The organism is Methylobacterium sp. CM6247, assembly GCF_054817925.1.
Map to the genome: position 1 here is coordinate 2255001 of NZ_JBTXKX010000003.1, position 13488 is coordinate 2268488.

A 13488-nucleotide genomic window follows, 5' to 3' on the forward strand; every position below is an offset into this window, starting at 1 on the left:
GGCCATCGAGGCGCCCGAAGGGCTCATGATCCGTGGCAATCGCGAACTCGTGGGCCAGGCCCTCGCCAACCTCATCGACAATGCGGTGAAATATGGCGGCGCCGGCGGAACGGTGCGTGTCACCGCCGAAGAGCGCGGATCCGGCATTGCGGTCATCGTCTCCGACAATGGTCCAGGCATTCCCGAGGAGGCGCGCGGGCGCGTGCTCGGCCGGTTCGTCCGCCTGGAGGAAGCGCGGTCCCTGCCGGGATTCGGTCTAGGGCTCAGTCTCATCAATGCGGTGGTGCGCCTTCATCAGGGCACGCTCGCGCTGGAAGACAATCGGCCGGGACTTCGCGTCGTCATGACCCTCCCGGCCTGAAACTGCCTTACAAAACTTACCGTCGTCCCTCGCTCACGGCACAACGGCGCAGCGGGAGTTTTTTTGAGAGATACAAAGCAGGTTCGCGTTTGCGAGCCCATGCTCCATCGGGTGGTCGACATCCGACGGATGGAACCGCCGGCCTGGGTCCGTCCCGACCCCCTTGCCGATTCTCGAAAGGTCCGCTCCCAGGTTGTCGAGGCAAAGGCCAACGACCGGGTCGGGGTGGATTTCAGAATGTCAGCTTGCTGACGTGGATCTTGAAAAGCCGACGTTGTTCGAACGCAGACTTGAGCTTCCCGCCGGGCGTTTGCTCAGGCGAGCGCTGCAAGCTTAAGCGCGTGGTCTCGTATGTTCGGGGGCCATGCCGTCATGTGGCTGGCAAAGCCTTTGGCGTCCCCGGCGAACAGCGCCCGGATTGCCTCCTCAAACCCGGGTAGATCGCCCGCCAACGCTAAGAGGAAGCGGTATGCGGCCTCTTTCGCTGCCTTCATCCGGGTTTGCCCACCATCTGCCTTCCGCGCTTCGTCAACGAGGCGCCTCAACGCTTGCGATGCGCCGCCCGGCTGGGAGGCAAGCCACTCCCAATGACGGGGAAGCAGCGTCACCTCGCGAGCGATGACCCCGAGCTTCGGGCGACCACGGCTCCTTGGTGCACCATCGGGATCCGGTCGGCTCTCGACGGTACTCGTGGCGTCTCCCGCATCCGCGAGTTCGGCGAAACGTGCGACGATCTCCGCCTCGGTTCCACGCAGATCGAGGTCAATGACGGCGCCCGACCTGTCGTCGAAGGCCAAGATCGGATCGCTTTCTTCCGCCGCCTGCGCTTTCATGGCGAGAGCCACGTCTATCAAGCGACCGCTGGCGAGCCGCCGCACCCCCACAAACGCGGTGAACGTCCTCATCTGGTCTTCTGACATGGCACCTCCATCCTGACCGTCATAACCACAGCGAGCCCTTGTCGTCAATTTTACCCGGATGATATTGCGCGTAAGTATCGGCTTCGATAGCGTCGCTGCCGATCTACGAGGGCATGTGATGAGAACCGAAGACAGAAAGGTGGCTGTTAACGCCTACAAGAAGCGGGAGGTCGAAGGTGGCATCTACGCCGTCCGCTGCGTGGCGTCCGGTGAGGTTTGGGTTGGTGGGTCGCCCGACCTCTCCAAGATCCAGAACCGCCTTTGGTTTACCCTCCGGCAGGGCATGAACACGCACCGTTCGCTCCAGATCGCTTGGAATGCGCATGGAGCAGAGGCGTTCAGCTTCGAGATCGTCGAGCGGTTGGATGCTGAAGAGATTGGATACGTCCGCGACCGAGTGATGAAGGAGCGTCTTGTCCTATGGGCAGAGCAGCTTCGGGCTGTACGGATATGAGCACAGAACCGAGTCCAGCACGTTTGACGGCCAACGGCGTCACCCTGGCCTATGACAGCTTCGGAGACGAGGCAGCTGAGACGATCCTTCTGATCGCGGGGCTCGGCACGCAGATGATCCGCTGGGCCGTCCCCTTCTGCCGCGAGTTGGTGACGCGCGGCTATCGTGTCGTGCGGTTCGACAACCGGGACACAGGACGCTCGACCCACTTTACCGAGCACGGCGCGATGGATTTCGCGGCCTTGGCCGCGACGCTTGCTGAGGGGCGACGGCCGGAACTCGCCTACACGCTCGACGACATGGCCTCAGACGCGCTCGGCTTGCTCGATGTCCTGTCCATACGCCGAGCCAACGTCGTCGGTCGCTCGATGGGCGGCATGATCGCCCAGATCATGGCAAGCGAGCACCCGTCCCACGTTCTCTCGCTTACCTCGATGATGTCGAGCACAGGCAACCCGTGTCTGCCACCGGCTGCGCCCGACGTGTTGGCAATGATGATGCGTCCCGCTCCCGATCCCGTCTGGGACGAGGCGGGCTTCCTCGATCACGGCGTCACCTTCGCACGCCGCATTGCTGGCACTGCTCATCCGTTCGACGAAGGGGGCTTCCGCGCTCTCCTCCAGGAGGAGGTTCGGAGAGGCCGTGCGCCGGGTGGGTTCGGACGACAGGTCGCGGCGGTTGGGGTGGCTGGTGACCGTCGCTCACGGCTTGCCGCGATCACGGCGCCGACACTCGTCATTCACGGGACGGACGATCCTCTCTTTCCTCCTGCCTGCGGCGAGGACACTGCAGCTTCAATCCCGGAAGCGGAGATGATGTTGATCGCCGGGATGGGCCATGATCTGCCGCCATCCTTGTACCGAGCCATTGCCGATGCAATCGAGCGAACCGCTCGTCGTTCGACCATCTCGGCATCAGGAGGGTAGAAGAGTACCATCTCGAGGGTTCGAACGACCGCTTTCGAGAAGGCAGCCGCGCCCATCCTATGACGTTGTCGGGTCGAATACGGAACGTCCGATTCCGGGCGGAGAGCGAAAGCCCGCTTCCCACCCATCGCGGATGCTCAAGGCGGGCACCATCCGTCAGATTTCCACCACGAGCTTGAGCTTTTGAAGTGTCGCGCGTTTTCTGACGTAAAATCAGTGCCCGCTTTTGCTGAACCCGCTGAGCCGGGAAAGGACAGCCTGTGACCGAGGAAGCGCCTTTGACCCAGCGCCTGACGAGGGCGCCCGTCCTGAGGGATCCCGAGCGTGCGGCGGCACGGCTCAGAGAGGTCGAGCCCTCGTTCGCCCATCTCGACGGGGCGGGACGAGCCCTGCTTCTCGGCCTTGCCGACCATTCTCCCTTCCTCTGGCAGCGTGTGGTGCGGGACCCCGGGCGCGTCGCCGCGATGCTGGATAGACCCCCTGAACGCGTGGTTGCCGACCTCATTGCCCGGCAGCGCTCTGCCGCACGCCAGGAATCCGGAGAGGTCCGCGATCTCGACGCCGTCGCCGCCGAGCTTCGACGCAACCGCGGTGATCATGCCCTATTGGTGGCCCTGGCCGATATCGGCGGCCTCTGGCCCCTGGCGACGGTGACCAAGGCGCTCTCCGATTTCGCCGATGCCTCCGTTCATGCGGCGGCCGAAGCTCTTTTGTTGCAGGCGGCCGAAGCCGGGCGGTTTTACCCCCATGACATCGCGAGCCCGCAGCTCAAATCCGGCCTCGTCATCCTCGGCCTTGGCAAGCTCGGGGCCGGCGAGCTCAACTATTCCAGCGATATCGACCTCGTCGTGTTCTTCGATCCCGATATCGCGCGGTTGAAGGAAGGCCTGGCTCCGACGCCGTTCTTCTCGAAACTCGCGCAGGGGATCGCCAAGCTGCTGCAGGAGCGCACCGCCGAGGGTTACGTCCATCGCGTGGATTACCGCCTGCGCCCCGATCCCGGATCGACGCCGACGGCCATCTCGCTGAACTCGGCCTATCTCTACTACGAGAATCTCGGCCAGAACTGGGAGCGCGCCGCCTATATCAAGGCGCGCGCGATCGCCGGAGACATCGAAGCGGGCGAACACTTCCTGACCGGCTTGCGGCCCTTCGTCTGGCGCAAGTATTTCGACTTCGCCTCCATCGCCGACGTCCATGCGATGAAGCGCCAGATCCATGCCGTGCGCGGGCACGACACGATCGCGGTCGCCGGGCACGACATCAAGCTCGGGCGCGGCGGCATCCGCGAGATCGAGTTCTTCGTCCAGACCCAGCAGCTCGTCTTCGGCGGGAGACGGCCGGACCTGCGCGGCCGCCGCACCATCGCGATGCTGGCGGCCCTCACCGAGGAAGGCTGGATCGACGGCACCGCGCGCGACGAGCTGGGCCAAGCCTACGATTTCCTGCGCACCATCGAGCACCGCCTGCAGATGGTGAATGACGAGCAGACGCAACGATTGCCGACCGAGGAGGCGGGGCTCGAGGGCTTCGCCCGTTTCGCCGGTTTCACCGACGCCAAGGCCTTCGAGACGGAACTGCTCCATCACGCCCGGCGGGTGCAGGCGCATTACGCGTTGTTGTTCGAGGCGGAACCGGACCTGTCGGCTTCCGTGGGAAATCTCGTCTTCAGCGGGACGGACAACGATCCCGCGACCCTCGCCACCCTCCGGACCCTGGGCTTTGCCGATCCCGAGCGCGTGGCCGAGACGGTGCGCGGCTGGCATTTCGGTCGTCGCCCCGCTGTCCGCACGGCGCGTGCCCGCGAGGTTCTCACCGAACTCGTCCCGGCCTTGATGCAGGCGCTCGGCGGCACGCCGAACCCCGATGTGGCGCTGGATACCCTCGACCGGGCCTTCGCGCGGATGCCGGCGGCGGTGGAACTCCTCACCATCCTGCGTTCGAACGATCGTCTGCGCCTGCTCTTCGCCGACCTGCTGGGAAGTGCGCCGCGCCTGGCCGAGACCGTCGCCTTCAGCCCCCATGTCCTCGACACGGTCATCGACCCGGCCTTCGTCGTGCCGAAAGTCGATGCCGAGGACATCGCCGCGCAGTATCACGGGCTCGTCGGCAAACCGGCGGCCTACGAGGATTTCCTCGACCGCAGCCGGGACGCCGCGCGGCAATTGCGTTTCGTCACGGGGGCGCGGCTGCTCACGGGCATCCTCTCGCCGCAGGCGGCGGGGCGGGCCTATGCCGGTATCGCCGATGCCGTCGTGGCGGCAAGCCTCGATGCGGTCTCCCGCCAGTTCTTCGCCGAGCATGGGGAGGTGCCCGGCGGGCGCTGTGTGGTCCTCGGCCTCGGGCGGCTCGGCGCCAACCAGATGACGGCGGAATCCGACATCGACCTCGTCGTGCTCTACGATTTCGATGCGGAGAACCGGACGAGCCTCGGGCCGAAATCGATCGACGCGGTCATGGCCTATAACCGGCTGACGCAACGCCTCGTCGCGGCGCTGACCGCACTGACCCGGCGCGGCGGTCTCTACGAGGTCGATCTTCGCCTGCGTCCCGGCGGCGGGCAGGGGCCCGTGGCGGTTCAGGTGCGGAGTTTCCTCCCCTATCAGCAGGGGGAGGCCGATCTGTGGGAGCATATGGCGCTCACCCGCGCCCGGGTCATCGCCGGGGATCGAAGTCTCGGCGACGAGGTGATGGCGCAGGTCCAGACCATCGTCGGGCTGAAGCGCGAGACAGCGGAGGTCTTCCGCGCGGTTCGCGACATGCGCCAGGTCGTGGCCAGCGAGAAAGGATTTGCGGGCCCGCTCGATCTCAAGCTGGCCCCCGGAGGTTTGCTCGATCTCGACTTCATGGCCCAGGCCCTGACCCTGGCTAATGCCGAAAGCCATCCCGGTCTCATCGGCCTCGATGCATCCTCCGTCTTCGCCGAGGCCGGCGATGGCAGCCTTCTGCCGGTGAACGAGGCGCGACGGCTCGGCGAGGCCTATCGCCTCTTCGACGACGCGCTCCATTGGCAGCGTCTCATGGGCGAGGCGGAATCGAAGGCGGGCGCGTCGGTGGCGCTGACGCGGCTCGCCATCGCCATGGGCCTGCCGGATGCCGCGACCCTGGCGGCGGAACTCGATGAACGCCGCGCCGAGGTCAGATCGCTGTTCGAGCGGCTGCTCGGTTGAGCCTCGCAGGCCCGCACTCGCGGGCCTGCGGCACCGGAATCGGACCCATCTACCGCTTCGTCGTTAATCGCGTCCAATGGCGGTCGAAAGGGGGGGGGGCTATGGCGGTGATTTCAGAGGAGGCCGCGCGCCTTGGCCAGGGCCACGAGGTCGTGCTGCGGCCGGGCACCGATATGCTGGATCACCTCCGCCGCCGCCAAGGCTCCGAGCCGGGCGCTCGACACGTTGTCGAGGCCGCGGGCATGGCCGGCGAGGAAACCCGCCGCGAACAGGTCTCCGGCGCCGGTCGTATCCACCACTTCGGTCACCGGTGCGGCCTCGATGGCGCGGATCTCACCGCCCTTCACCACGATCGCGCCCTCGGCAGAGCGGGTGACGAGGCCGAGGAGATGCATGCCGCGCTGGTTGCGCTCGTCGCGCAAAGCTTTGATGGCCGCTTCCTCGTTGTCCGTCTCGTAGAGGCTCTTCAGCTCGCCAATATTGGCGAACAGGATATCGATGCTGCCGTCGCGGATGAGGCCCAGGAACTCCTCGCGGTAGCGGCCGACGCAGAACGCATCCGATAATGTGAGTGCGACGGCGTTGCCGGCATTGTGGGCGATCTTGGCGGCCTTGCGGAAAGCCTCCTTGGCCGCCGGCGGATCCCAGAGATAACCTTCGAGATAGACGGTGCGGGCGCTCGCCACGGTGGCCTCGTCGACATCGGCCGGTGACAGACCCTGGCAGGCACCGAGATAGGTGTTCATGGTGCGCTCGCCATCCGGCGTCACCAGAATGAAGCAGCGGGCGGTGGCGGGCCCTTCCGGCGCGGCCGGCACGGCGAAGGAGACGCCCGTCGCCTTGAGATCATGGGCGAAAAGGCCGCCGAGCTCGTCGTCGCGGACCTTGCCGATGAAGCCGGTCTTCGCGCCGAGGAGAGCCGCGCCCACCGCGGTGTTCGCGCCAGAACCGCCGGAAACGATGGTGGCCGGTCCCATCACCGAGAACAGGCTCTCCGCCCGGTCCTCGTCGATGAGCTGCATCGCGCCCTTGGCGACGCCCTGCTGTTCGAGAAATCCATCATCCGTCCGCGCGATCAGGTCGACGATGGCGTTGCCGAGGACGAGAAGGTCGAGGGGAGCGGACATCTGACATCCTGTCTGGCGCTGGCGATGCCGCAGGCTGTGGCATTGCACCCAAGGAGGGTCAAGCGAGGGAAGGCGTCACGGGTCCGCGAAGCCCCCACTATTGCAGCGATTTTACCTCGCACTGCGCGTAGTCGCCGCTCGCTTTTACATAGGCGTTCAGCGCCTTCACATAGGCTTCGGCCAGGGGACGATAGGCCGCGATCTGGAGATTGTAAGCCTTCACCGCGTCGTTGAACGTATAGGCCTCCCAGCCGGGGCATCCTCCCTTGGCATCGAGGCAAGCCGGCTTGGCGGGGGCGGTCGGCTTCGTCGGGCGCGTCGCCGGGTCCGGCGGAACGGCCTTCGCGCATTCCGCCATGGCGAAGGACGGAAGAAGGACTGTCAGAACGAGAGCCGCTCCAAGAAGCCTGACACGCATCGCTGGAATTCCCTCACGTTCGAGACGCCCACTCACCCGGACGGCGCTGAGCTTGTGCGCGAGGGATTTGCCTGTCGCAAGCGCTCAGCTCGCCTGGACCGCTTCCCGCCCGGACTGGTGGGGGGCAGGTCTGCCCTTGCCGCCTCTAGTCATGGCGGGACGCATCACGTTGAGCAGGGGCAGGGCGATGCCGGTGACGAGCACCCACCAAGCCGGGCGCAGGCCATCGTAGAATTCCAAATTAGCTCCGAGCACCGCGCTGGCGGGTACGCCGCTCTTCACCCCATACCACGCCGCTTCCACCAGGGCGGTGACGAGGGAGGCCGCGATGGCGAGGCCGAGGAGGGTGATCGCGTTCATCGGCAGGCGGAAACGCTGCATTCCCCGCCATCCCATCAGCAGAAGAAACAGGCCCGTCCAGTAGACCGGCGCCGACACGTCGATCTTGGCCTGAAGGAAGTAGTGGAACAGGCCGAGCACCGCAATGACGTAGACGGTTTTATGCAGGCGCGGCCAGGCTTTGCCGAGACGGCGGATCATCCCGTCCGTGGAGGTGATCCCCAATACGGTGAGACCGAGCAGGGCCACGAAGCCGATGGTGAGATAGAACCGCGAGACGATCTCGCTCACCACCTTAGACAGGATGAAATTCTGGTCCACGACATAGAGACCGAGATGGACGACACCATAGGCGAGGACGGTGAGGCCGAGCATGCGCCGGACCAGGATCAGCTTCGGATAGTTCGCGATCCGCCGCAGCGGCGTCACCGCCAGCGACAGCAGCAGGAATCGCACCGCCCACTCTCCTGTGCTGTGAATGAGGGCGGTGATCGGCTTTGGCCCAAGGGCGTCGAGCCCATAGGCGGCGGCGAGCCAGAGGCCTGGCGCCAGCGCGAACAGGAAGGTCGCGAGTTTCAGGCCCGAGACACGACCGGCGCGGTCACGCCAGGGAGCGGAGAAAGCAGGTGTGGCAGGCATGAAGGTCCGTCAGCGGAAAAGTCTTCACCCTCAAATAGGCGAGCGTGGAGACGATATAGGGTGGCCAGTCACACGTTCGCGCGAGAGACTGCCTGTTCCATTCGTATGGCTTCCGCCGAAGGTTACCTCTCCACCGTGCCGCTGCGGCGCATCCGTGGGGCCTCCCGTCGCCGTGCCCGGTTGTGATAAACCCCGCGATGCCCCAGCCAAAGCCGTGAAACGTGTTCATGCCCGCATCCGCCTTGCCCGACCCGATCGATGCCATGAGCGCCGAGGAGGCTCGGGCCGAGCACGCCGCATTGTCCGAGCAGATCGCGGAGGCAGACCGGCTCTATCACGGAGAGGACGCACCCGAGATCACGGATGCGGAATACGACGCCCTCCGGCGTCGCCTCGAGACGATCGAGACCCGCTTTCCGGATCTTGCCGGCACCGGACAGGCAAGCGCCTCCGTCGGCGCGAAGGCCTCTGAGAAATTCGCAAAAGTTCGGCACGCGGTGCCGATGCTGTCGCTGGGCAATGCCTTCGCGGATGAGGAGGTCCACGATTTCGTGGGCCGGGTCCGTCGCTTCCTCAACCTGCCCGATGAGCCGCTCGCCTTCACCGCCGAGCCCAAGATCGATGGCCTGTCCCTCTCCCTGCGTTATGTCGAGGGTAAGCTTGTAACGGCGGCCACCCGCGGCGATGGCGAGGTCGGCGAGGATGTGAACGCGAATGCGAGAACCGTCTCGGGCATCCCAGAGGTGCTGGCTGGGACGGGTTGGCCGGAGATCTGCGAGGTACGCGGCGAGGTCTATCTCTCGCATGCGGATTTCGCCGCCATCAACGCTCGCCAGGAAGCGGCAGGGAAGGCGCTCTTCGCCAATCCTCGCAATGCGGCGGCCGGGTCCCTGCGCCAGCTCGATTCCCAGATCACCGCCTCGCGGCCGTTGAAATTTTTCGCCTATGCCTGGGGTGAGATGTCGGAGATGCCGGAGACGACGCAGCACGGCATGATCGCGGCCTTTGCCTCTTGGGGATTCGCAGTGAACGACCGCACTGTGCTCTGCACCGACGCGGAAGCCATGCTGGCGCATTACCGCACGATCGAGGAGGATCGCTCCGGCCTCGGCTACGACATCGACGGCATCGTCTACAAGGTCGACGATCTGGCGCTTCAGCGACGCCTCGGCTTCGTCTCACGCAGCCCACGCTGGGCGCTGGCGCATAAGTTTGCGGCGCAGAAGGCCTTCACGATCCTCGAGGCCATCGAGATCAATGTCGGCCGGACCGGGTCATTGAATCCGCTGGCGCGGTTGAAGCCGGTAACGGTGGGCGGTGTCGTTGTTTCGAACGCAACGCTTCATAACGAAGGCTACGTCCAGGGCGTTGGCGGGGACGGCGAGCCGATCCGCGACGGTCGCGACATCCGCGTCGGCGATACGGTCATCGTCCAACGTGCTGGCGACGTGATCCCGAAGGTGATGGATGTCGATCTTGCGCGGCGGCCGCCGGAATCGAAGCCCTACGTCTTTCCGGAGACCTGCCCCGCCTGCGGCAGCCGCGCCGTCCGCGAGGTCAATCCACGCACCGGACAGCGCGACGCGGTACGCCGCTGCACTGGCGGGCTCATCTGCCCGGCGCAGGGACTGGAGCGCCTGAAGCATTTCGTCTCGCGCAACGCCTTCGATCTCGAAGGCTTTGGCCAGACCTCTATCGAGGTGCTGTTCGAGGCCGGACTCATCAAGCAACCTGCTGACCTGTTCCGCCTGGAATTCGCGCCGTTGAAGGAGGCCATCGTCGCTCGTCGAGAAGCGCTTTCGGCCGAGCGTCGCGCCGAAGGTGAGCCGCCACCGAAAAAGGCGAAGAAGAAGGGGGACGACGAGGACAAGGCCATTAAGAACCTGCTCGCCTCCATCGACGAGCGCCGCAGCCTGGCCCTCAACCGGTTCCTGTTCGCCCTTGGCATTCGCCATATTGGCGAGTCCACCGCCAAAGCCCTGGCCAAACGCTTTCCGGATATGCCGAGCCTGATGCAGGCCCTTGCCGCCGCTGCCGCCGCTCAAGCTGGACCGGACTGGCTCGAACTCTCGGCGGTACCGAGGGTTGGGCCGACGACGCGGGACCGGTTGCTCGAATTCGGTTTCGTGGGCGAGGCGGAGGGCAGCGAGGTCGGGACGGGCCGGCGCCCGACTACGGCGCAGCGGGCTAACCTGATCGCCCATTACGGCGACGAGGCCGCCGTGGAAGCAGCCGTCGCCCGCGCCCGTGACCAGCGTCCGGGCGATCCCTATCGGGTCTTCGCCGACGATGGCGAGATCGGCCCCGTGGCCACCGATTCCCTCATCGCGTTCTTTGCCGAACCGCACAATGCCGATGCGGTCAACGCCCTGCTCGGAGAAGTGAAGACCGAGCCGATGGCGGTGGCCGCCACTGCGACCGCTTTCGCCGGCAAGACCCTTGTCTTCACCGGCACCCTGGAGCGCATGACCCGAGGCGAGGCCAAGGCCACGGCTGAACGCCTCGGCGCCAAGGTCTCGGGCTCCGTCTCGGCCAAGACGGACCTTGTCGTCGCGGGGCCCGGCGCGGGCTCAAAGCTGAAAGATGCCGAGAAGCACGGGGTCAAAGTGGTGAGCGAGGAAGATTGGATCGCCATGGTGGAGACGGCGTGACGACGCTCGCCATCGATTTCGAGACGGCCAACGAACGGCGCGACAGCGCCTGCGCGGTCGGGCTCGCATGGATCGAAGGTGGTGCGGTGGTCCGGCGTGAATCACGCCTGATCCGGCCACGTGAGATCCGGTTCTCGCCGGGCAACATCCGGGTCCACGGTATCCTGCCGGCTGATGTCCGCAGGGAACCGGAGTTCCCGGATGTGATGGCAGAGTTCCTTCCCGACCTCTCGTCCGGGCTGGTACTCGCTCACAATGCCGGCTTTGACATGGGTGTGCTCCGTGCCTCGCTCCACGCCTATGGCATGACCGTTCCAGCCTTCGCTTCGCTCTGCACACTTCAAATCGCGCGAAAAGTGTTTCCCGCACCGGAGGGATGCGGCCTCGGCAAGGTCGCCGCCCGGCTCGGTATCCGTTTCGAACATCACGATGCGGGTGAGGACGCCTATGCCTGCGCGGAGATCGCCCTCGCTGCGGCGAGGCAGCACAAAGCTCCCGACATCACTGCCCTGGCGAGGGCGATCCACCTGCCGGTCACCCGACTGCCGGCCGGATATGTCGAACGGGAGACAAGGTCGTTCGAGTCACCCGTCTCGCCGATCGGGGCGATGCGGTTCTCCGTGCGGGGTAGCAGCGGCAATCTGTACGCGGTGACCCTGGAGGACCGCCCGAGCGGCCCGCGTCTGCGATGCACCTGTATGGCGGGACGCTACGGTGTCGCCTGCCGCCATGCCAAGGCGCTTCTCGTCGGCGACATCACCGATCTCGTATCGGGCAACCACGCGGACGTGGTCGCCCTCAGCCGGATGTTCGACGAGGCCGCGATACCGCGACCCCGGGACATGTGACCGTTCAGATGACCTTGAGCAGGGCGTCGACGCCGGAAATTTCGGTCTTGGCCGGGGATTCTTCGACGTTAAGGACCCGTACGACGCCGTCATCCACGAGCATGGAATAACGCTTAGAGCGCGGTCCGAGACCGAAGCCGGCCCCGTCCATGTCGAGGCCGATGGCCTTGGCGAACTCGGCATTGCCGTCGGCGAGGAACTCGATCCCGTCGGCATTGCTGGCCTTCTGCCAGGCTTCGAGGACGAACACGTCGTTGACGGAGGTCACCGCCACGGCATCGACGCCGCGTGCCTTGATCTCTTCCTGCTTCTCGACGAAGCCGGGCAAGTGGTTGCGGTGGCAGCTCGGCGTGAATGCGCCTGGTACGCCGATCAGCACGATGCGGCGCCCTTTAAAGATATCGTCGGTGGTCTTAGCCTCGGGGCCCCCGGCGCCATTCACGCGAAAGGTCACCTGTGGAAGGTGGTCGCCAACCTGGATCGTCATCCGTCGTCGTCTCCTCAGATCGCCTGGAGCCCATGCCCGGTCTCGATGACCGAGTTCTGACACCACAACGCGCGAGAGCTCATGGGCCAAGGGAGCCATGATGGCCCCCTATAGGTGGAAACGGTCTAGCCCGAGCCCAGGGGCGTGTCGAGGCGAGCCTCTGAGAAGCGGGGTCCGTCCACATTCCATTGACGGAGGGCGATCGTATCGAGCGGGTACGGATAGGTTGTCGTCCTCAGCCCAGTCGGGTTCGAGCGAAAAGCGGGATGTGAGAGGCCGTTCCGGTTTCCCGAACTAGCAAGGGCTAAAAATCCGTAGGGAAGGATGATGATTCAGCCCTTCTCGACGCCGTGGACCTCCAACTCCCCGCTTCGATGCTTACGTCATCGAAGCTTAGGAACTTCGAATTTTCCAGAGATGCATCCTTCACTCACCGCCGCCTCAGCAGTGACAGTGAGGTCGCCATCCTTCTTATCGATGGGCTGGATCGCATCCCCGCTGGACAAGCCATCACGCCCAGGTAGCATGATGCAATGCGACATGATCCGGTCTCCGCCTATCTCGACGGTCAGTTCCTCGTGGCGATGCCCGGCCTCACGGACGAGCGCTTCGCAAGGTCTGTGATCTATCTCTGCGCCCATTCCGCCGATGGTGCGATGGGGATTATCCTGAACAAGCCGGCCAGCGACCTGAACATGCCCGACCTCCTGGTCCAATTGGACATCGCCAGTGAGGACGACGCGATCCGCCTGCGTGAGAAGGTGGGCCATATTCCGGTGCTCATGGGCGGTCCGGTGGATGCCAAGCGCGGCTTCGTGCTTCACACCGACGACTTCCACATCGATCAGTCGACACTCATCATTGATGATGGGATCTGCCTCACCGCGACCGTGGAGATTTTACGGGCCATCGCGAACGGGGCGGGGCCTACCAGCGCAGTCCTCGCCCTCGGTTATGCAGGGTGGCAGGCAGGCCAGCTCGAGAGCGAGATTCTCGCCAATGGCTGGCTCAACTGCCCTGCAGACCCAGAGATGATTTTCAATGCTGCGCTCGAAACGAAGTACGAACGCACTCTGCGCAGCAACGGTATCGACCCGGCGATGCTATCCTTCAGCGCAGGGCGAGCCTGAACGGATCGGCTCGTATCG

12 protein-coding genes (1 of these 12 cut by a window edge) are annotated in these 13488 nt (G+C 65.1%); 7 read left to right on the forward strand and 5 right to left on the reverse strand.

Annotated features, from left to right (window positions below; translation table 11 throughout):
• Positions 1-361, forward strand: the 3' portion of a protein-coding gene (locus ACYQOP_RS11430; RefSeq protein WP_461222429.1) for a sensor histidine kinase. 1028 nt of this gene lie to the left of the window's left edge; only the last 361 of its 1389 coding nucleotides appear in the window; the start codon falls outside the window, past its left edge; its stop codon occupies positions 359-361.
• Positions 362-675: 314 nt separating this feature from the next.
• Here ACYQOP_RS11430 and ACYQOP_RS11435 read toward each other — a convergent pair whose 3' ends face one another.
• Positions 676-1281, reverse strand: coding sequence for a DUF2239 family protein (locus ACYQOP_RS11435; protein WP_461225286.1), 606 nt, complete (start codon positions 1279-1281; stop codon positions 676-678).
• 118 nt (positions 1282-1399) lie between these two features.
• Here ACYQOP_RS11435 and ACYQOP_RS11440 point away from each other — a divergent pair, with 118 nt between their 5' ends.
• From ACYQOP_RS11440 to ACYQOP_RS11450, 3 genes are all read left to right on the forward strand, one after another.
• Positions 1400-1735, forward strand: coding sequence for a GIY-YIG nuclease family protein (locus tag ACYQOP_RS11440; protein ID WP_461222430.1), 336 nt, complete (start codon positions 1400-1402; stop codon positions 1733-1735).
• Complete coding sequence (locus ACYQOP_RS11445; RefSeq protein WP_461222431.1) at positions 1732-2661, forward strand: alpha/beta fold hydrolase; 930 nt, start codon at positions 1732-1734, stop codon at positions 2659-2661. The genes ACYQOP_RS11440 and ACYQOP_RS11445 overlap by 4 nt, the downstream gene beginning before the upstream one ends.
• Before the next feature lie 260 nt (positions 2662-2921).
• The gene (locus tag ACYQOP_RS11450) at positions 2922-5831 is read left to right on the forward strand and encodes a bifunctional [glutamine synthetase] adenylyltransferase/[glutamine synthetase]-adenylyl-L-tyrosine phosphorylase (RefSeq protein ID WP_461222432.1); all 2910 of its coding nucleotides are present in this window, start codon (positions 2922-2924) and stop codon (positions 5829-5831) included.
• A 113-nt stretch (positions 5832-5944) separates the two neighbouring features.
• Here the strand turns inward: ACYQOP_RS11450 and ACYQOP_RS11455 are convergent, their stop codons facing one another.
• The 3 genes from ACYQOP_RS11455 to ACYQOP_RS11465 all read right to left on the reverse strand — a co-directional run bounded on the left by ACYQOP_RS11455 (position 5945) and on the right by ACYQOP_RS11465 (position 8354).
• Positions 5945-6958: an adenosine kinase gene (locus ACYQOP_RS11455; RefSeq protein ID WP_461222433.1), complete on the reverse strand. Its 1014-nt coding sequence runs from the start codon at positions 6956-6958 to the stop codon at positions 5945-5947.
• A 97-nt stretch (positions 6959-7055) separates the two neighbouring features.
• Positions 7056-7376: a hypothetical protein gene (locus tag ACYQOP_RS11460; protein ID WP_461222434.1), complete on the reverse strand. Its 321-nt coding sequence runs from the start codon at positions 7374-7376 to the stop codon at positions 7056-7058.
• A gap of 84 nt (positions 7377-7460) precedes the next feature.
• Complete coding sequence (locus ACYQOP_RS11465; RefSeq protein ID WP_461222435.1) at positions 7461-8354, reverse strand: protein-methionine-sulfoxide reductase heme-binding subunit MsrQ; 894 nt, start codon at positions 8352-8354, stop codon at positions 7461-7463.
• 227 nt (positions 8355-8581) lie between these two features.
• On the opposite strand from ACYQOP_RS11465, the gene ligA reads away from it, so the two are divergent.
• Positions 8582-11005 (forward strand): NAD-dependent DNA ligase LigA, encoded by a 2424-nt coding sequence (gene ligA / locus ACYQOP_RS11470; protein ID WP_461222436.1) that lies wholly within the window; start codon positions 8582-8584, stop codon positions 11003-11005.
• Positions 11002-11853 carry a 3'-5' exonuclease gene (locus tag ACYQOP_RS11475; protein ID WP_461222437.1) on the forward strand — a complete coding sequence of 284 codons (852 nt, stop codon included), beginning with the start codon at positions 11002-11004 and terminating at the stop codon, positions 11851-11853. Before ligA ends, ACYQOP_RS11475 begins: the two co-directional genes overlap by 4 nt.
• Before the next feature lie 4 nt (positions 11854-11857).
• On the opposite strand, the gene ACYQOP_RS11480 is transcribed toward ACYQOP_RS11475, so the two are convergent.
• Positions 11858-12340, reverse strand: coding sequence for a peroxiredoxin (locus ACYQOP_RS11480; RefSeq protein ID WP_056429647.1), 483 nt, complete (start codon positions 12338-12340; stop codon positions 11858-11860).
• Positions 12341-12873: 533 nt separating this feature from the next.
• Here ACYQOP_RS11480 and ACYQOP_RS11485 point away from each other — a divergent pair.
• Positions 12874-13470 (forward strand): YqgE/AlgH family protein, encoded by a 597-nt coding sequence (locus ACYQOP_RS11485; RefSeq protein ID WP_207413281.1) that lies wholly within the window; start codon positions 12874-12876, stop codon positions 13468-13470.
• The last annotated feature ends 18 nt before the right edge of the window (positions 13471-13488 follow it).

What these genes read in the sequence shown, in the direction of transcription:
- ACYQOP_RS11465 (WP_461222435.1), bottom strand. Translation starts at nt 8,354, where the DNA reads ATGCCTGCCACACCTGCTTTCTCCGCTCCCTGGCGTGACCGCGCCGGT.
- ACYQOP_RS11445 (WP_461222431.1), top strand. Translation starts at nt 1,732, where the DNA reads ATGAGCACAGAACCGAGTCCAGCACGTTTGACGGCCAACGGCGTCACC.
- ACYQOP_RS11435 (WP_461225286.1), bottom strand. Translation starts at nt 1,281, where the DNA reads ATGTCAGAAGACCAGATGAGGACGTTCACCGCGTTTGTGGGGGTGCGG.
- ACYQOP_RS11440 (WP_461222430.1), top strand. Translation starts at nt 1,400, where the DNA reads ATGAGAACCGAAGACAGAAAGGTGGCTGTTAACGCCTACAAGAAGCGG.
- ACYQOP_RS11480 (WP_056429647.1), bottom strand. Translation starts at nt 12,340, where the DNA reads ATGACGATCCAGGTTGGCGACCACCTTCCACAGGTGACCTTTCGCGTG.
- ACYQOP_RS11460 (WP_461222434.1), bottom strand. Translation starts at nt 7,376, where the DNA reads ATGCGTGTCAGGCTTCTTGGAGCGGCTCTCGTTCTGACAGTCCTTCTT.
- ACYQOP_RS11455 (WP_461222433.1), bottom strand. Translation starts at nt 6,958, where the DNA reads ATGTCCGCTCCCCTCGACCTTCTCGTCCTCGGCAACGCCATCGTCGAC.
- ACYQOP_RS11485 (WP_207413281.1), top strand. Translation starts at nt 12,874, where the DNA reads ATGCGACATGATCCGGTCTCCGCCTATCTCGACGGTCAGTTCCTCGTG.
- ligA (WP_461222436.1), top strand. Translation starts at nt 8,582, where the DNA reads ATGCCCGCATCCGCCTTGCCCGACCCGATCGATGCCATGAGCGCCGAG.